The following is an 18169-nucleotide window of genomic DNA, read 5'->3' as shown; positions in this document are numbered from 1 at the left end:
TAGAAAACCAGTGAGAGGTATTAAACATGCTAAAAGGGATTGATTCCAAATTGAACGCTGATGTGCTGCATTGCTTGCGCTCCATGGGCCATGGAGATGCATTGGTGATTTGCGATACAAACTTTCCGGCAGAAAGTGTAGCGCGGCATACGGGTCTTGGCACCCTCTTGCGTATGGAGAACCTGACATGCGGCGAGGCAATAGGCTCCATCCTTTCAGTTCTGCCATTGGATACCTTTGTGGATGATTTTGCGATGCGCATGGAGGTTGTTGGCGCCCCAGATGAGCTACCAGCGACCCAACAAGAAGTGCAAGATCAGATCAACCTCGCTGAAGGGAAACCCCGCCCAATGATAAGCGTTGAGCGGTTCGCCTTTTACGATCTGGCACGCAAGAGTTATGCGGTAATTCAAACGGGCGAACGCCGGTTTTATGGCTGCTTTATCCTGCGTAAAGGCGTTGTTGGGCCAGACGAATGACCCTTGATATAGTTATTCTAGGGGTTTTTGTCGCTGACACGGCATATCGAGCCCAACGTCAACCACGGCTGGGAGAAACCATCCTTGGGCAGTCCTTTGCACTCGGTCCGGGTGGGAAAGGATCTAATCAATCCGTCGCTGCTGGAATGGCTGGCGCTTCGGTAGGCTTCATCACGAAACTTGGGAAGGACCCATTTGCCGATATGGCATTGGCAACCTGGAAAAAAGCGGGGGTGACGTCTCTGGCTACGCGGCATGCTGATGACTACACGGGTGCTGCTTACATCTTTGTTGATGAAAACACTGGGGATAATGCCATTATTGTATGTCCAGGTGCTGCCGCAACAATCAATCGTTCAGATATCGATAGTCACGCCGAAGTCATAAAGCAGTGCAAAGTCTTAATGACTCAACTTGAGCAACCAATAGATGCCGCTGAATACGCATTGGCCTGCGCTCGAAAAGCTGGCGCAACTACAATCCTCAATCCAGCACCGGCTGTAGAGCTACCTACCTCCATGATTGCTTTATGCGATTTTGTGACCCCAAATGAAATCGAAGCAGAAACAATCACTGGAATCACAGTCAACTCACCGAAAGATGCGGTTGCTGCAGCCGAAGCATTGCTCGCCAAAGGTGCAGGTGGAGCCATAATTACGCTCGGTGAGAATGGCTGCCTTTATCACGATGGAAGCAACTCAGTGCACGTGCCTGCAATCAACGCAGGCCCAGTGGTTGAGACGACTGGTGCGGGCGATGCTTTCAATGGTGGTTTTGCAGTTGCCATTGCTGAAGGCCACTCACCACTTGAGGCGATCCGTTTTGGCACAGCAACCGCGGCTATCTCTGTAACTCGACCGGGTACAGCACCCTCAATGCCTACCCGGAAAGAAATTGAATCGCTATTACGAAATTAGATCCCCAAGGGTTTGATGAACTTTCCTATTCGTAGAACTGCCAGAGCAAAATTACTTGAAGTGGGCATCTCGACCACTCAGCATCCTTGAATGACAAAGCTCAGCCCATTTTGTGACTATCAAATAAGCCCAGAGATTATTTGGCTTGCTGCAATTCTGTGTGATTGGTTCCCACTTTAGCTTCGTAATGCAAAGCCATAATGAAGTTAACAATGCTGCTGCTCTTGATGAGTGGCGCCAATTATTAGGCGCATAGCTTCAAGCTCCGCCTGCAATCTGATGCGGGATTTTATTTGTCTGACAAAACTTTTGCTATTGTTCTGGAGCAAACCGTCCGTTTACTTTGCGTTGATGTAGATAAAAGGTAACAATTTGGATAACTAGCAAGCCATTCCGGCCAAGACCCAAGTGTGCTTGGTGGCTAAATCAGCTAGAATGGTTAAGGGATCATTCGCCTCAACAACAAGGAAAATACATTATGTTTGGAAAGATTGACGGTACCGGATATGAAATCCTCGACCCAATTTTTGCAGATTGTATAATAAGTCATGCAAAAATTGAGCGCCTTTGGTCTGGCGGGCGTTGGGTTGAAGGGCCTGCATATTTTCCCGCAGGTCGATATCTCATCTGGTCAGACATTCCCAACAATCGCATTATGCGCTGGGATGAAACAGATGGAACCGTTTCTGTATTCCGCGATCCTTCAAACAACGCTAATGGACATACCATGGATCAGCAGGGGAGATTGATTTCTTGCGAACATTTATCACGCCGTGTTAGCCGAACGGAATTTGATGGCACCTTGAAAGTCATTGCAGATAGCTATCTGGGCGCCCGTCTCAATTCGCCAAACGATGTTGTTGTTAAATCTGATGGTTCAATTTGGTTCACAGACCCTACCTATGGTATAATAATGGACTACGAGGGTTGCCGTGCAGAAAGTCAGATTGGGACCTGCAATGTGTATCGTTGGGATCCAGAAACGCAAAAAATTGAGGCAATGGCCACCGACTATATCAAGCCCAATGGACTAGCCTTTTCTCCCGACGAAACAGCATTATACATTACGGATACAGGTGGCACCCATGAACCAAATGGCCCCCAGCACATGCGTCGCCATATGATAGATTCAGATGGCAAAACGCTTGGTGTAGGAGAAATTTTTGCAACTTCTACAGCGGGATATTTTGACGGCTTTCGAATTGACACTGGCAATCGTATCTGGACGAGTGCTATGGATGGAGTCCATTGCTACGATAGCGCCGGCTGTTTAATTGGTAAAATTTTAATCCCAGAGATAGTATCAAATGTTTGTTTTGGGGGATTAAAGGGAAACAGGCTTTTCATTACTGCAACATCCTCTGTTTATGCAGTGTATTTGAATGTAAACGGATGCCGTCTATAATGATGCTTAATTTTATCTATCTGAAGTTTCCCATGTTATGATTTAAGCCGCTGCATCAGACGCTCTATAATTTTCGCAGTAACCTCTTCGCCCCTATCAGTTGATGAGTTAAATGCCGACTTAGTGTACCAAGTATTATTTTCCGCTACGCGAGCTATTTCGACTCCTTCTGGGGCAAGGGCCATTAAGAGCGAAGTTTCTCCCTCTCCGGCATGATCAAAAATATAATTTTTGATAATCGCCTCATCCATTAATGGATGTAATTTTATCCAATTAAACGGGTCGTTGCCTGACTGATGTTGAGTATAATAATCATTCATATCTTGCGCGCCCCACCAACCCTCGCCGTTGGTGCGCTCTAAGAACTTAAAAAGTGCCTGCCTTGCACCAATTTTAAAAGCTAAGTCAGTTGGCATGCCTGCTGAAAAGTTTTCTGTTTGGTGGTGTATGACCCCGTGTATATTTCGGAAGCCTATTCTCAGCAGGCCGGTAAATATTTGCTCGGCTAAAGGAGCAAGTACTGCTGCATCAACATGCAAGGTGCCACTGCTTTCAGGGGCAGCCACTGCATAACTGGCGGCTCCATAGCTAAATGGTGGAAGAATGACCACTTCCATCTGGCGCTCTAACCTATCCAAGCTCTTGGTCACGGCAAGGGTATCCATGCCCACGGCCATATGCTCACCGTGATATTCCATCACCCCTATAGGGAGTACAACTGGTGTATGTTTGGTGATCGCTTCTTTAATTTGGTACGGTAACATCAATTCAAAGCGCATATTAAAACCTTTATTAGATTATTCAAAAAAATTATGGGTGTGAATTGTGCTTAAAGCTCTATCAAGATGGGTATATCCACCATCAACGAAAAGAAACTGTCCCGTTGTGTGAGAAGACCATTGCGAGAGGAGAAATATTACTGACGTTGCCACTTCAGCTGATGTCGTTAATCTGTTTTCCAAGGGAATATTCGAAGTGATCGCCTGTAATTTGTCTTGTGGGCTTTTAAAAGATCTCAGCCAATGGTCATACATTGGGGTCATTACTTCGCCAGGAATAACTGCGTTAACCCTTACTCCAAAAGCTGCCAGATCAACTGCCCATTCCCGCGTTAATGAAGTAATTCCGCCTTTTGAGGCCGCGTAGCCTGAAGTACAGCCCTGTCCGGTAAAAGAAACCTTTGAACCAATATTCACAATTGTACCCTTGCTTTTTTTAAGTGCTTCAAGGCATAGATGAGCCATCGTAAAATAGTGGATAAGATTAGCTTCTATTGACGAGCGGAACTGATCAAGGCTTGAAGTAAGTCCAACGCCATCATTCACTCCAGCATTATTAACAAGACCGTCTATGCGACCAAATTGATCAATTATTTGGCTTACAGCTTTGCGGCACTGATCTTCTGCCACCAAGTCCGCTGTGATCCATTGGAGTTCAGGAATAGTACTACTGTCTTGCCCCCATTTCGCTTCAACTTTCTCCACCCTATCAACAACGATTGGGATCGCTTCAAGGGCGTGCAGTTTTTTTACAATTTCTTGACCGATACCCGCGGCACCACCGGTCACCAGGATTACTTTATCTTTTAGAGCGAGTTCCATTTCTCAGAACCTTTAAGTTAAACTCCAGCTTTTAGGGTCATTTCCTTTTCATGCTGGTGCTAAATCAACCTCTGTGTCAAGCTCGGCGATTGGCTCTGTCACGTGTGGACGGCTCCTTTTATGCAAGCGCTAGGCACTGTCAGACAAAACGAGCTTGAGCTGTGCAGGGAGGCTGCTCAACCACACCTCAGTTCTACTGTGTGATAAATCAGTGACTCTTCAAAAGAGACTGAAGTAAAACCTTTGTGCGAATCTGAAGCTTCGTAGAACCTCAAGAGTCTGGGGAGAAACTATGATGTTTGCTTATAGCGAAGATGGACAGCATTTTTTAGGCTTTCGCACGAACGCCGTTGGGAAAATGCAAATTGTCTATGACTATGAAGGTAAGATGCATCGGATCTATGATGTTGAAACACCTAACGTAAAAACGAAAGTGATAAGTACTGCAATAACTAACGCCGTTAAACATAGAATGGTGGTTCCGACACTTTTTGCAACGCTTTCATCACAAAACATTAGTTTGAAAGAACTTGTCTAAACTTTCATTCTAACACTCTGCTGCTTTAACAGCCGTATTTGACGGTAGAATAGGTGTGCAGTTATTATGGAGATTGTATTAGAAAAAAGCCAAGTCGTAGACCTGCGGCTGGACCTGCACAAACAAGGGATAAGCATTGGCGATGATTTGGATTTGGTCGTAAATGATCAAGATCAGTTCATATTGTACTTTGAACCCAAGCGAACAATTTGGTCCCGCTTTTTTTATAAATTGGTACCAAAAGTATTTGGCCGGCTCCATCCTAATGATGCTGAGCAGTTAACAAAATATCTCCAACACGCCTCAAAAATTAGGGTAAAAGTGGTTGATACTGTGCCGAAACACCTTTCTGCAGATAATACTGATGATGCCTACATCTCCGTTTGGGTGAAGAGTTAGATTGGCTCCCTCTGAAGACATAGGTTGAGGTTTCCATGACAACCCGTGTGACAACCTTTTAAAAAAACTGGTGCCTAAGCATGGTGGATATGACGCTTGAAATGCGGGAAAGTTACTAATTTTGAATGCTATGACTACCTATGAAGCGCCAGAGTTCGGTCTTGAAAACCGACGAGGGTGAAAGTCCTCCCAGGGTTCGAATCCCTGTTCCTCCATACCGCTCTTTCCTACCCCATGCCCCGGATCAATTCTCCTTGCCGCGAGGGTGAAACCGGGCAATAAGCGCTAAGCGTGGTGGCAATGTTTTCATGGCCCAGGTTCATCGACCATGCTTTAAAGTGTTCGAGCGTTCTTTTGGTTCTATAGGCGGTTCTTGAAAGCAATAACTTGCTCGATATGAAACTGCTTGAAGGAATTGGAATTGGTGCTTTGCTCAAATCTATGGATTGCCTCGGCGGCCCTGTCCGCCGTCGAAATATCCATGCGTGTGGCTTGGCGCAAATTTCGTTTCCTTCGTGGTATTTCCGGGCCATCATGTGTCTTGTCTGAAGTTATGGTTATAGAGGGGTTCGGCGGGTTCCTTTAATCCAACACCGCCGCCTACACCATCAAAGGCAAACGGCATAATCAATTATACAAACGAGCCAGAACCTCCAAGCTTCAGGCAGCTAACTCATCTGAGGACGGACATTCGGTATCCCTTTTTGACGCATCAGCCGCTTTTGTGCTGCGATGCGGAATGGGGCGTTGGGGCCACCGTATCCTTCATATCCACCTGTGCGTTGTACGATTTCAAAAAACATGCCGTCGGCGAAGGGGCGCGAGTAGAGTTGGAAGAATTTCCCCCGCGCATCCTCATCATAAAGAATATTTTGCGCCCGTAGGCGCGCCAGCGTTGCCGCATCAATGTCGAAACGTGCGGCCAGGTCGGCGTAATAATTGCGCGCGATCGGCAAGGGGGCAAACCCACAGGCCTCTAATCTTTGGGCAGAGGCAAATATATCATCTGTCGCAAAGGCAATATGCTGAACCGAGGCGTTGGAACTTTCCGCCAAAAAACGGCCCGCCATGGTCTTATGGGTTTCCGCCCCGTTGAGGGTAATCCTTAGGCTGCCATCTAATGACTCAAGCGCCTGTGATCGCACCAGCCCGTCGGGATCGACCACGTCAACCATTGCCGATTTTTTCAGGTCAAAGAGCGTTGTGTAAAAGAGAGACCAGCTGAGCATATCCTCATAGCTCATCGTATGACCCATATGATCGACGCGGGTCAGACCCGCCGCCTGTGAGGGATCGGCGCGATTGGTGAATTCGAGATCCCATACATTCGATAGGCCGGTCTTATCGTCGATATAATGCAAAATTCCACCACTTTGGCCGTGGATGGCTGGAATTTTCAGGTGTTCGGGATCGATTGGCTGCTCAAATAGATCCGCACCCAAGAGTTGCGCGCGTTCGGCGGCCTCTTTTGCATCTTCCACTGCAATCCCAATATCGCAGACATTGGTTCCATGGAGCGTGAATGCGCTGCTGGCGTAGCCTTTGGTTTCGCGGTTCACCAAGATGCGAATGTCTCCCTGTGCCCATAGGGTGAGGTCCAAAGTCAGATGATCGGCGCAAGCTGTAAACCCGAGGCTGGAGAGCAAAGCGCCCAGAGTCTCTGCGTCTTGTCCCTTACTCGCAAACTCAATGAACGACAGGCCTTTGGCCTGAATTCGCGCTGGCATGTCCGGCACAGTCAGTGCGAGCGCTGGCTCTGCGCGATGGACATCATCTATCAGCGCCAAAAGGGATCGATAGCCATCTTTTGCGATAGTTTTTGGTTGGCCGCCTCGGAACTGATCGTTAAATATTTCAAGCGAAATAGGACCAGAATATCCGGTTGCCATCACCGCGCGTGTGAAGCCGATCATATCAAGGTCACCTTCTCCTGGCATGTTGCGAAAGTGACGGGAGCGATAGAGCAAGTCCATGTCAATGGCTGGCGCATCGGCAAAGTGAACGAAGAAAATTTTATCGCCGGGAATGCGGCGGATTGTATCTGGATCAATCTTGCGTGCCAAAGTGTGATAACTGTCCAGAATGAGCCCGATATTTTCATGGTCGGCACGCCGTACGATTTCCCAAGCGTCCCGGTGATCATTGACGTGACGACCCCAGGCCAGTGCCTCATAACCGACGCGCAGCCCCCTCTTTTTCGCGAGCTCCCCGAGCTCGTGAAAATCAGCCGCTGCGCGATCAATGCCGCCAATTGCCTCTGGATGGCAAGACGAGCAAATCAACATGAGATCCGTTCCCAATTCTTGGATTAGGTCAAACTTATGCTCCGCGCGATCAAAAGCCTTTGCGCGCAGAGGATCAGGCAGGCCCTCAAAGTCACGAAAGGGTTGAAAAATGGTGATTTCAAGCCCCATCGCGCGGATCATCTCGCCGACTTCGCGCGGATTGGCGTCATGGGCGATGAAATCTTGCTCAAAAATTTCCAGCCCATGGAATCCGGCGGCCGCGATCGCTTCGAGCTTTTCTGCGAAGTTGCCCGAGATAGAGACGGTCGCAATCGAGGTTTTCATGTTTGATCTCCGCGGGTGCCGATGTTCGGGCTGATTGCAATAGGCCATTCCTGTGACGCTGCTCTTAGCTTTGAAACCTAGATGAAAAATGGGTAAACTGTCAAAAAGGATAGGAAGGCATATTTATCGTTGGGGCCTCACGGCTTTGAACACGCTTGTCACAAGGAAAGTCAGCGCCGCGATACAGACGATGGATGGGCCCGCGGGCGTATCAAACACATAGGCTGCGCGCAGGCCAATTATGGCTGAAACAACTCCGATGAGACCGGCCATCAAAGCCATGCCTTCGGGGGTCCGCGACAAAGGGCGAGCGGCGGCGGCGGGAATGATCAACATGGCCGCGATAAGCAACACACCGACCACCTTGATCGCGACTGCAACCGTGATGGCCAGTGCAAATGTCAACGCCAGTTGCTCACGTTTTGGGTTGATCCTACTGGCATAGGCGAGATCCTCGTTCAAAGTTGAGGTCAGCAAGGCCGACCAGCGCCAGCCGATCAGCGCCACCACCAGCACCGCACCGCCCCAGATGACCGCAAGATCATCCTGTGAGACCGCAAGGATATCACCAAAGAGATAGGCCATGAGATCAATCCGCACGCCGGACAGAAAGGAGACCGCGACAAGTCCAAAGGCAATAGCTGAATGTGCCAGAACCCCCAGCAATGTATCCATTGCATAGCCGCGACCGGATAAGATGCTGACGACAAGTGCCATGAGCAGAGCCACCACCACCGTCCCCACGAATATGGACATCGAAAATGCCAAGGACAATGCCACGCCAAGGATCGCCGCATGGGCGGTAGCGTCCCCAAAATAGGCCATGCGCCGCCAGACAACAAAGCACCCGAGCGGTGCCGCGGCAAAGGCCACGCCAATGCCGGCCAGAGCCGCACGTATCATAAAATCATCCATCATTATTCTACGACCTTTGTGTGTTGGTGGTGATGATCGGCATGATCGTGTCCATGGTCGTGTTCATGTCGGTAAAGTGCGAGTGCGCCGCCCGTTCCTGAACCAAACAAGGCCCTATATTCTGGTGCAGATGCCACGACCGCGGGCGTTCCTTCGCAGCAGATATGGCTATTGAGGCAGATAACGCGGTCAGAGGCGCTCATGACGACATGCAATTCGTGGCTGATCATTAGAACGGCACAGCCGGTCGTGTTCCGCACTGTTTCGATCTGTTGGTAAAATGACGCTGAACCGCGTTGATCCAAACCCTGCGTGGCTTCGTCCAACAAAAGCAAATCGGGTTTGGCAATCAATGCCCGCGCGAGCAAAACTCTTTGAAACTGTCCACCTGACAGCTGCGACAGTTGCGCCTTTTCCAGTTCAGGAACGCCCGCCTGGGTGAGCGCTTCACTGATGTCTGTAGAGGTGACGCCACCTTGCAAGTTTAAAAACCTTGAAACTGTAATGGGTAGAGTTTCGTCAATGTGGAGTTTTTGGGGGACATATCCGATTTTGAGGTCATGGGCGTGCGAGACCTGGCCCTTAAATGGCTTGATCGCACCGATAATGGCTCGAAGCAGGCTGGTTTTACCGGATCCATTGGGACCAACGATTGTTACGATTTCTCCAGGGTCGATCCGCAAAGAGACACGCGACAAGGCTGTTGTTGCGCCATAGGTCACGCAGAGCTCGTCAACCTGAACCAAGCTCATGCTTGGGCCTTTTCGGTGCAGCCCGGGCAGACACCTTCCGCCTCAATGACAGTCCGCTCTATGTGAAAGCCCGTGGCATGTGCCGCCTCATGCAGCACGCCCCGCGCTGTGGTCGATAGCGCCTCGGCCACCGCATCGCACAACCGGCAAATCATAAAGGCTGGCGTGTGGGAATGGTGGGTGTGCACGCAGGCGATGAAAGCATTCAACCGTTCGATCTTATGTGCCAACCCATTTGCAACCAGGAAATCCAAGGCGCGATATGCGACCGGCGGTTGCGATCCGAACCCCTCTTCGCGGAGCCGGTCTAGGATCGAATAGGCACCCAGCGCGCGGTGCTCCTGCAGCAAAATTTCGAGCACCTTGCGCCGCACAGGCGTAAAGCGCAAACCACCCGCCGCGCAACGCGCTTCCGCTGCGGCCAAGGCTTCGCTCATACATGCGCCGTGATTGTGCTGTGCAAACCCGAGGGGCTGCCTGCCTGTATTTATTGTCGTGGCTTTACTTGTCATGCGTTCACATTTCGCTTACACCTAATGTAATGTTATAAAATCACATCTAGGTATCCATGTCCAGAACCCTTTTTAGCTTGTGTTTCACGGCCGTATTCATAGCCGGCCCCGCCTATGCGGACAGGCCGCAGGTTGCCGTTGATATCGCGCCGGTTCATTCTTTGGTTGCGCAGGTCATGGAGGGAGTTGGCGTGCCTGATTTGATCATCCAACCTGGCGCGACTCCGCATGAGTATAGTCTGCGCCCCTCTGAGGCCACTGCCTTGCAAAACGCCGATCTCGTGTTTTGGGTCGGGCCCGATTTGACCCCATGGCTGGCAGAGGCGCTTGAAACCCTCGCGCCGGCTGCGGTTTTGACAAGTTTGCTGGAGGTCGATGGCACAATTCAATTAGAGTTTCGAGAAGATGCGCTGTTTGAGGCTCACGATCACAGTGACCACGATGATCATGACGATCACGGCGCGCATGATCCACATGCTTGGTTGTCACCCACAAATGCGATGACCTGGTTAGACGTGATTGCCGGCCGGCTCTCCGCTGTTGATCCGGTCAACTCAGATGCCTATTTGGCGAATGCCGCGTCAGGCCGTGCGGCGATTGAAGCCCTCATCGAGGAGGTTGAAGCGACGCTTGATCCAGTGCGGGGCCGCGAATTCATTGTGTTCCATGATGCCTATCAGTATTTTGAGACGGATTTTGATTTTGCGGCATCCGGGGCGATTTCTGTCAGTGATGCCTCTGATCCCAGCCCAGCACGTATCGCAGAAATCCGTGGCCAGGTCGTGGAACACCGGGTTGTTTGCGTTCTTGCTGAGCCGCAGTTCAATCCTGGACTCGTTGCAACGGTTCTGGAAGGGTCTGACGCGCAGATGGGTATTGTAGATCCGCTTGGGTCTGACCTGGAGCTTGGATCAGAACTTTATCCGGAGTTGATCCGACATCTCACAGCTGCTCTTGCGCGGTGCTTGCACGCTCAGTAAGCCCGCCATGTGCGGCTCAGGGCTTACTGTGTTTCGGGCCGAAGGTAGAATGTGGCGCTGCGTCCGGTGCCCTTGTCGCTGGTGAAGATGAGGGATGCGCCATCTTTCTTGACCTGCTGGCAATTATACTCCAGCTCGCGGTCGCCCCAAGTCATGCTGCGGCAAAAGAATCCATCGGTCCACTCCCAGGATCCGGTAACGCCGCGACCAAAGGCTTTGCCGGTGATTTCGCCGCTGTCCAAAACCTTGAGCTGTAGGCTTAAAAGTCGGATCTCGAGGATGTTTGTGGCAACGGCACTCAGAAAGTCTGATCTCTTAATCAGAGTTTCCTGCGCCGCAGCACTGGTGGCCATGAGGCTTAAAAAGATGGCAGTGATCATTCTATTCATGGGTCCGGCAGTCTTAATTGCGTTTTGATATTTTTACGCAGAGATTGCTTGATTAGATCACTTTTGCGCTGACGTTGCTTGGACCCGTACCGGATGCCGCGCGATGATATTGCAAGTTTGACATGCCTTGATGCAATTTTTGCATTGGATAAAGCAAAGCATAGGCTCTACGTCTCTAGGCAATCAACCCGAGGAGTTTTTCATGCATCTTGCCCGTTTCCCAAGAGTATTTCTTGCGCATCTTTCGACGCCCCTAGAGCCGATGGAGCGTTTGTCAAAAGAATTGGGTGTTGAGATTTGGATCAAACGGGATGATTGCACGGGCATGTCGACCGGAGGAAACAAGACCCGCAAGCTGGAATTCTTGATGGCGGAAGCTCTGGATCAGGGCGCGGATATGGTGATGACCCAAGGGGCGACCCAGACCAATCACGGGCGCCAAACCGCTGCATTTGCAGCAAAACTTGGGTTGAAATGCCATATTCTTTTAGAGGATCGTACCGGTTACCAAGATGGCAATTACAACACCAATGGTAATGTTTTGCTCGATCACCTACATGGCGCGACAACGCAGAAGTTTCCAGCCGGTCACGATATGCCCGGCGAAATGGAACGCGCGGCGGAGGCCAAGCGTGCGGAAGGTCACAAGGTCTATGTCATTCCCGGAGGCGGCTCAAATCCGACGGGGGCTTTGGGATATGTGAATGCGGCTTTTGAGCTGCTGGGCCAGGCCAATGATCGCGGTCTCAAGTTTGATCGCCTGGTGCATGCAACCGGATCTTCGGGCACACAAGCGGGCCTGGTCACAGGTCTTTGCGCCATGAATGCACAGCTGCCGGTTTTGGGCATAGGCACGCGTGCACCAATGGAAAAACAAGAGAACATGGTGTTCGATCTGGCCTGCCGCACGGCGGAAAAGCTCGGTTGCCCCGGCGTGGTTCAGCGCAGCGATGTTATGGCAAATACTGATTATGTCGGAGAGGGCTATGGCCTGCCGACCAAAAGCGGCCTTGAGGCGATCAAAATGTTCGCGGAACTGGAGGGCATTTTGCTTGATCCTTGCTATTCCGCCAAGGGGGCAGCGGGCCTGATTGATCTGGCGCGCAAGGGTGCGTTTTATGGCGAGCGGATCGTGTTTTTGCACACCGGTGGTGCGGCGGCCTTGGGGGGATATGATTTTGCCTTCGATTTCTCGCGCAATTGGGTCACCCTGTAAAAGCTGCTAGAGCAAAGACCACATTTTGCGGGCGCTATCGTCAAAATAAGTGGGATTGGCGAGGGCGGAAATGGTCAGAGAGACATTCAAGCTCTGGTCGCCAATGGCGATCAGACTTCCATTTTCCAACTCTGTTTCAACGGCGGTTTGGGGCATCCAGGCAAAGCCGCTTCCTTGTAAGAGGCGGCGGCGGATGGTTTCAACCAGCCCATCAATATAGATGGTCTCGATGTTTAAAGTCTCAATCGAAATAGAATTTTCAACGACTTGCCCCAAAAACGACGATTGTTCATAGGCCAGATAAGGGATGGGAGTGCCGCCGCTGTTGGAGAGGTGCCACCCCCGCGCTTCGGCGACCTCACGGGCGGCAACAGGAATTAATAAATCTGATAAGAGATCCTTGCGCTCAAAGCCTGTGTCATCGATTTTCGGCGATACATACTGATGGTAATAGACCAACATGATATCAACCGCCCCTTCGAGCAGCAGCTCGCAACAGGTGCTCAGGGAATCCGAGATCACCCGTGTGCGCAACTCTGGGATTTCTTTTTGAATGCGTTCGATTTGATGGGCGAGATAATTCATAGATATCGTGTGCAGAGCGGAGATTCGGACGAAGCGCGTATCGCCTCTATCTGCATCGCGGATGGATTGACGGCTTTCGTTGAGCTGCGCGATGGCCGCCTTGGCTGTTGGCAGAAAGTTGTGCCCGGCTTCTGTGAGCTGAATGGGGTAGGTGGCGCGGTTGACCAGGGGCAGCCCAACCCAGTTTTCGAGAGCCTTGATCCGACGACTGAAGGCAGATTGGGTGATGTTACGCTCGTTAGATGCTCTGGTGAAATTCAGAGTGCGCGCCAAACACTCAAAATCTCTTAGCCAATTCAGGTCCATAACGTCCAATCCCCAAGCGTGATCTTATGGTCAACTCTGTAGCATTAAATATGCAATTTGCGAATAGTTTGATGAAATGTTCGAATTTGATATTCGAAAACCTCTCCCCTTACAGTGAAGCCACAATCGCTTTGCGCATTCCAGGCCCTTGATTTTGTCATGGATATGGCTGGGCCGCGCTGCAAATAACAAAGAAGAACAAAACTGGCGCCAATTCGGCGCAGTTCAACAAAGGAGACTGACATGCTAATCAAATGCAAGACATTGTGCTTTGCTGGGGCCGTGAGCCTGCTATCCCTGCCGGTGATGGCGGCGGAAGAGGTAAAAATCGGCCTGCCATCTTGGACTGGCGCACAAGCCATTGGCCATTTGCTCGGGGAAATTGTGACCTCGCGCATTGGTGGTTCGGTGGAATATGTGCCGGGCAATAACGCCACGATTTTCCAAGCGATGGACCAAGGCAAGGGCGACATTGATGTGCACCCGGATGTTTGGTTGCCAAACCAAGAAAGCTTTACCAAAAAATATGTGGACGGAGCGGGCACCGTCACGCTGTCGTCCAACCCCTATGAAGGCAACCAAGGGTTTTGCGTTTCGCAAGATTTTGCCAAGGCCAATAACATCACAGACATCGCAGATCTGGGCCGTCCTGATGTTGCTGCAATGATGGACAGCGATGGCAATGGCAAAGGCGAAATGTGGATCGGTGCGCCAGGCTGGGCCTCGGCGAATGTGAATGAGGTGAAAACACGCGACTATGGGTTGCTGGATTTCATCGAACCGATCCGGGCGGAAGAAAGCGTGAAGACCGCGCGAATTAAAGACAGTATCGCCAAGGGCGAGGGCTATGCCTTCTATTGCTATAAACCTCACGCGGTATGGTTCATGTTTGATGTCGAAATGCTGAGTGAGCCGACCTATGATCCGGCCAGCTACAAGATGGTGCAGCCGTCGGATGATGCCGATTGGTATGACAAATCTTATGTTGCGACGAAAGATGCGCTGAAGAACGTGCAGATTGCTTGGTCCAACTCTTTGGCTGATCGGTCTCCGGCTATTGCAGAATTTTTTGCCAATTTCTCGGTAACAGCGGACGATGTGTCTGGTTTGGCGTTTGAGATCAGTGCAAATGGTGTCTCTCCAGAAGCCGCGGCACAGGCTTGGATTGCTGCCAACTCAGATCGCGTTGATGCGATGCTGGGTCTGTAAGTATTAAATAGCGGCTGGTCCGGCCTGGCTGGACCAGCCTATCGAAATTTTTAGAAAAAGAGAAAATATATGACCTCCCAACCCGTTGTCGAAATTTCCAATGTGTGGAAAATCTTTGGGAGCCGCGCGCAAGAGGCTTTGCGCGCCGTGCGTGAGAGCGGATTAAGCAAGGCTGAAGCTCTCAGTGAATTCAACGCCGTTGTGGGGGTGGCAGATGTCAGCCTATCAGTGTCACGCGGCGAGATTTTTTGCATAATGGGATTGTCTGGCAGTGGGAAATCAACCCTCGTGCGCCATTTTAACCGTCTGTTAGAACCTACCGCCGGCCAGATTATGGTTGAGGGTATTGATGTCATGGCCTTGGGACAACGTGAGCTTCAAACCTTTAGAAATCAGAAGATTGGCATGGTTTTCCAAAATTTTGCATTGATGCCGCATCGTTCGGTTTTGGACAATGTTGCCATGCCGTTGGAAATTCGCAATGTGGCGAAAAATGAGCGGATGCGCCAGGCAGCTGCCATTTTGGATATTGTCGAGCTGGGCGCTTGGGGATCGAAATTTGCCCATGAGCTTTCGGGTGGGATGCAGCAACGGGTGGGATTGGCCCGCGCTCTGGCCGCAAACCCCGATGTGCTGCTGATGGATGAGCCGTTTTCGGCCCTCGATCCTCTGATCCGCCGCCAGCTGCAAGATGAATTTATTCGACTGAGTAAAATACTCAAAAAAACGACAATATTCATCACGCATGATCTTGATGAAGCGGTGCGGATTGGGGACCGGATTGCCATTATGCGGGACGGAAAATTGGTGCAAGTTGGAACAGCAGAGCAAATTGTGATGCAGCCTGCCGATGATTATGTGGCCGATTTTGTGGCGGGCATCTCCCGACTTAAGGTCGTACATGCCGATGCGGTTATGCAATCCATACAGGCCTATACTGCAGCGCAAGGACCGCTGCCGAGTGATTTGGTAAGGGTGCCGGCAAAAGAAACTCTGAGTGCGCTTATGAATATTGCAATTGAAACTGATAAACCGATTATCGTGAGTTCTGGTGGGCGAGATATTGGCCTTATCACCCGAGCAGACCTTTTGCGAACAGTGATTGAAGGAACTGAAATATCATGAGCAACCGTGATGTAGACTTGGGTGTGAACCCTCTTGAAGATATCCATTCAGAGGCCGCTATCGCGTACCAAGAGCAAAGATATGAGAATATCCGCAATTTTGTGCGCACCAATTCCGACTATTATATTCGCAATTTTGATAAGATTGGAGCCTCGGCTAAGTTTACAGCAACGTTCAATTTTATGGCCGGTTTATTTGGCCCGATCTGGTTTGGTGCCCGTGGGCTTTGGAGCTGGGCCTTGCCGTTTCTCATTCTGGAGGCGGTCGGGTTTGTGCAGATTGCCCGAGGTCTGTTTGGTGATTTGGCCAATGATGCCATGATGCGGATTGCATCCATCGAAGGCACGTTGGAATTGCGGCGCAAACAATTGGCGGCAGCACTGGAAAGCAATTCGGATAAAATTGATGTCTACCGCAGAACCGTTGAGTCTCTTGAGGCCAATATTGGCGGCATAAGAGCAGAAGCGGAAGCCATGGCCAGCGAAGGACCAATGATTGCTTTAACAGGTTTTATACTTTTGATCGCCGTGAAGCTTGTTCAATCTATTGTTGCCAATTGGGCGCTGGAGGGCCGGTTTTCGGAGTGGCTTTCTGACGGTGAAATTCGCTCTGGGATGCCGTTAAGTCACATGGTTTTTAGCTCCGTTTTTATGGTCATCATCGTGAGCACCGCGATGGTACATTACAGCTTTCCGGGTAGTTTTTCGGTTTTGGGAAGTTTTCCGACCGATCCGGATATTAGGCTTGTCAGTATTGACAGCGTTGAGGCATTTTTCAATTGGGCCGTTCTGAATGGTGACGCGCTTTTTGATGCCATCACCTACTTTATTCGTGTGGTGCTCGATACGTTAGAGCTGGTTTTTGTCAGCACGCCGTGGATCGTCATTGCCGCGTTAATTATTCTTCTGACCTGGCTGACGGCGGGCGTTCGTATGGCGATTTATTCTGGAGCTTTCTTATCTTACATGGGGCTGCTTGGCTTTTGGGAAAAAGCGATGACGACCCTAGCATTGCTCGGCACTGCGGCTTGCTTGTCGATCTTAATCGGAATTCCTCTTGGAATGTTTGCAGCTCGGCGTCCCCGGTTCTATGCCTTCATTCAACCGATCATGGACTTTATGCAAACGATGCCAGCCTTCGTCTTTATGATCCCAGTCATTGCTTTTTTCGGGACCGGAAAGCCCGCGGCCGTGGTCACCACCATGATTTTTGGTGGCACGCCCGTGGTGCGTCTCACGGTGCTCGGCCTGCGCGGCGTTCCGGAAAGTGTCCGAGAGGCTGCCATTAGTTTTGGGGCCAATAAGTGGTTTTTGCTGACCAAGGTGGATCTGCCACTGGCCAGCCCCTCCATCCGGGCCGGTATTAACCAAACCATCATGCTATCGCTCGCCATGGTGGTTGTTGCCTCGCTTATTGGTGCAAAAGGTCTTGGAGAGGACGTCTTGGAAGCCTTGCAATATGCCAATGTCGGGCAAGGCATCCTTGCAGGCTTTTCCATCCTGTTCTGCGCCATGATTTTGGATCGTATTGTGCAAGGTGGGCGCAAATGATCCCTTTGGTATTTGTGCATGGGTTTATGGGGGGCAGTGCGCAATGGGATGGCCAAGTCGCAGCTCTTGCAGGCGTTCCAGTCATTGCGCTGGATTTGCCCGGATATGGCAAGAATGCGCATTTAGAAGCCTGTCGTGACATTGTTGATTTTGCCCATTGGGCCTTGGATGAATTGGAGCGGCAGAATGTGGCGCGGTTTCATCTGCTGGGGCATTCTATGGGCGGCATGATCGCGCAAGAAATGGCAGCCTTGGCACCAGATCGGATTGTGCGACTGGTCTTATATGGAACAGGAGGCCAAGGCATTTTGCCGGGGCGTTTCGAGACGATTGAAACCTCTAAGTCTCGTGTTGCGACCGATGGGGTGCGCAACACGGCCCGGCGGATTGCAGCCACCTGGTTTTTAGACTGCGAGCAAGCGCCGGGCTTTGAGGCCTGTGCAGCCATTGCGCAAATGGCGGGAAAACAATCCTTGCTTGCAGGGTTGGACGCAATGAATCGCTGGGACGGTGAGGCCAGGCTACATGACATTATTGCGCAAACCCTGGTCATCTGGGGCGACCGCGATCGCACCTATCCCTGGCCGCAGGTTCAAAAGCTGTGGCAGGCCATACCGAATACCAGCCTAGCGGTCATTCCAAATTGTGCCCATGTCCCGCACCTTGAAAGCCCCGATGTGTTCAATGCCATCTTAAAGGGCTTCGTGACAAAAGCTTAGGC

At 50.8% G+C, this 18169-nt stretch carries 20 protein-coding genes and 1 tRNA gene; 13 read left to right on the top strand and 8 right to left on the bottom strand.

Going from position 1 to position 18169, the window contains the following annotated elements:
- The first annotated feature begins 26 nt into the window (after positions 1-26).
- The 3 genes from RCA23_RS12570 to RCA23_RS12560 all read left to right on the top strand — a co-directional run bounded on the left by RCA23_RS12570 (position 27) and on the right by RCA23_RS12560 (position 2801).
- Positions 27-479 carry an RbsD/FucU family protein gene (locus RCA23_RS12570; RefSeq protein ID WP_044050604.1) on the top strand — a complete coding sequence of 151 codons (453 nt, stop codon included), beginning with the start codon at positions 27-29 and terminating at the stop codon, positions 477-479.
- Positions 476-1396, top strand: a complete 921-nt coding sequence (gene rbsK / locus RCA23_RS12565) for a ribokinase (protein WP_044050603.1) — start codon at positions 476-478, stop codon at positions 1394-1396. The genes RCA23_RS12570 and rbsK overlap by 4 nt, the downstream gene beginning before the upstream one ends.
- A gap of 478 nt (positions 1397-1874) precedes the next feature.
- Positions 1875-2801: an SMP-30/gluconolactonase/LRE family protein gene (locus tag RCA23_RS12560; RefSeq protein WP_044050602.1), complete on the top strand. Its 927-nt coding sequence runs from the start codon at positions 1875-1877 to the stop codon at positions 2799-2801.
- Between the two features lie 35 nt (positions 2802-2836).
- Here the strand turns inward: RCA23_RS12560 and RCA23_RS12555 are convergent, their stop codons facing one another.
- Entirely contained in the window at positions 2837-3580 is a 744-nt protein-coding gene (locus tag RCA23_RS12555) for a creatininase family protein (protein WP_044050601.1), read from the bottom strand.
- A gap of 18 nt (positions 3581-3598) precedes the next feature.
- Positions 3599-4402: an L-fucose dehydrogenase gene (locus tag RCA23_RS12550; protein ID WP_044050600.1), complete on the bottom strand. Its 804-nt coding sequence runs from the start codon at positions 4400-4402 to the stop codon at positions 3599-3601.
- Positions 4403-4694: 292 nt separating this feature from the next.
- Here RCA23_RS12550 and RCA23_RS12545 point away from each other — a divergent pair, with 292 nt between their 5' ends.
- The 4 genes from RCA23_RS12545 to RCA23_RS16575 all read left to right on the top strand — a co-directional run bounded on the left by RCA23_RS12545 (position 4695) and on the right by RCA23_RS16575 (position 5888).
- A complete protein-coding gene (locus RCA23_RS12545) occupies positions 4695-4940 on the top strand; it encodes a hypothetical protein (RefSeq protein ID WP_044050599.1) in 246 nt (81 codons plus the stop codon).
- A gap of 66 nt (positions 4941-5006) precedes the next feature.
- Positions 5007-5339 carry a hypothetical protein gene (locus tag RCA23_RS16585; RefSeq protein ID WP_169701412.1) on the top strand — a complete coding sequence of 111 codons (333 nt, stop codon included), beginning with the start codon at positions 5007-5009 and terminating at the stop codon, positions 5337-5339.
- Positions 5340-5445: 106 nt separating this feature from the next.
- Positions 5446-5554 (top strand) — tRNA-Ser (locus RCA23_RS16580).
- Between the two features lie 181 nt (positions 5555-5735).
- Complete coding sequence (locus RCA23_RS16575) at positions 5736-5888, top strand: hypothetical protein (RefSeq protein WP_169701411.1); 153 nt, start codon at positions 5736-5738, stop codon at positions 5886-5888.
- Between the two features lie 119 nt (positions 5889-6007).
- Here RCA23_RS16575 and RCA23_RS12535 read toward each other — a convergent pair whose 3' ends face one another.
- From RCA23_RS12535 to RCA23_RS12520, 4 genes are all read right to left on the bottom strand, one after another.
- The gene (locus RCA23_RS12535) at positions 6008-7909 is read right to left on the bottom strand and encodes a bifunctional sugar phosphate isomerase/epimerase/4-hydroxyphenylpyruvate dioxygenase family protein (RefSeq protein ID WP_044050597.1); all 1902 of its coding nucleotides are present in this window, start codon (positions 7907-7909) and stop codon (positions 6008-6010) included.
- A gap of 123 nt (positions 7910-8032) precedes the next feature.
- Positions 8033-8827: a metal ABC transporter permease gene (locus RCA23_RS12530; RefSeq protein ID WP_044050596.1), complete on the bottom strand. Its 795-nt coding sequence runs from the start codon at positions 8825-8827 to the stop codon at positions 8033-8035.
- Positions 8827-9576 carry an ATP-binding cassette domain-containing protein gene (locus RCA23_RS12525; RefSeq protein WP_044050595.1) on the bottom strand — a complete coding sequence of 250 codons (750 nt, stop codon included), beginning with the start codon at positions 9574-9576 and terminating at the stop codon, positions 8827-8829. The genes RCA23_RS12530 and RCA23_RS12525 overlap by 1 nt, the downstream gene beginning before the upstream one ends.
- Complete coding sequence (locus RCA23_RS12520; protein WP_044050594.1) at positions 9573-10088, bottom strand: transcriptional repressor; 516 nt, start codon at positions 10086-10088, stop codon at positions 9573-9575. The genes RCA23_RS12525 and RCA23_RS12520 overlap by 4 nt, the downstream gene beginning before the upstream one ends.
- Positions 10089-10144: 56 nt before the next feature.
- Between RCA23_RS12520 and RCA23_RS12515 the strand changes: the two genes are divergently transcribed.
- On the top strand, positions 10145-11068 hold the full coding sequence (locus RCA23_RS12515; protein ID WP_044050593.1) for a zinc ABC transporter substrate-binding protein: 924 nt from the start codon (positions 10145-10147) through the stop codon (positions 11066-11068).
- A gap of 23 nt (positions 11069-11091) precedes the next feature.
- On the opposite strand, the gene RCA23_RS12510 is transcribed toward RCA23_RS12515, so the two are convergent.
- Positions 11092-11448, bottom strand: a complete 357-nt coding sequence (locus RCA23_RS12510; protein ID WP_052377176.1) for a hypothetical protein — start codon at positions 11446-11448, stop codon at positions 11092-11094.
- Positions 11449-11659: 211 nt separating this feature from the next.
- Here RCA23_RS12510 and cuyA point away from each other — a divergent pair, with 211 nt between their 5' ends.
- Positions 11660-12673, top strand: coding sequence for a D-cysteate sulfo-lyase (cuyA, locus tag RCA23_RS12505; protein WP_044051560.1), 1014 nt, complete (start codon positions 11660-11662; stop codon positions 12671-12673).
- Positions 12674-12679: 6 nt separating this feature from the next.
- Here cuyA and RCA23_RS12500 read toward each other — a convergent pair whose 3' ends face one another.
- The gene (locus RCA23_RS12500) at positions 12680-13564 is read right to left on the bottom strand and encodes a LysR family transcriptional regulator (RefSeq protein ID WP_044050591.1); all 885 of its coding nucleotides are present in this window, start codon (positions 13562-13564) and stop codon (positions 12680-12682) included.
- A gap of 243 nt (positions 13565-13807) precedes the next feature.
- Between RCA23_RS12500 and RCA23_RS12490 the strand changes: the two genes are divergently transcribed.
- The 4 genes from RCA23_RS12490 (at position 13808) to RCA23_RS12475 (ending at position 18167) form a co-directional block, all read left to right on the top strand.
- Positions 13808-14773 (top strand): ABC transporter substrate-binding protein, encoded by a 966-nt coding sequence (locus RCA23_RS12490; RefSeq protein ID WP_044050589.1) that lies wholly within the window; start codon positions 13808-13810, stop codon positions 14771-14773.
- 69 nt (positions 14774-14842) lie between these two features.
- Positions 14843-15898: a quaternary amine ABC transporter ATP-binding protein gene (locus RCA23_RS12485; protein ID WP_044050588.1), complete on the top strand. Its 1056-nt coding sequence runs from the start codon at positions 14843-14845 to the stop codon at positions 15896-15898.
- Positions 15895-17448: an ABC transporter permease subunit gene (locus RCA23_RS12480; protein WP_044050587.1), complete on the top strand. Its 1554-nt coding sequence runs from the start codon at positions 15895-15897 to the stop codon at positions 17446-17448. The genes RCA23_RS12485 and RCA23_RS12480 overlap by 4 nt, the downstream gene beginning before the upstream one ends.
- Complete coding sequence (locus RCA23_RS12475) at positions 17445-18167, top strand: alpha/beta fold hydrolase (protein ID WP_044050586.1); 723 nt, start codon at positions 17445-17447, stop codon at positions 18165-18167. Before RCA23_RS12480 ends, RCA23_RS12475 begins: the two co-directional genes overlap by 4 nt.
- The last annotated feature ends 2 nt before the right edge of the window (positions 18168-18169 follow it).

The organism is Planktomarina temperata RCA23 (assembly GCF_000738435.1).
Taxonomy (GTDB): domain Bacteria; phylum Pseudomonadota; class Alphaproteobacteria; order Rhodobacterales; family Rhodobacteraceae; genus Planktomarina; species Planktomarina temperata.
The sequence above is the reverse complement of the archived record's forward strand: the minus strand, read 5'-3'. Positions and strand labels throughout refer to the sequence as shown.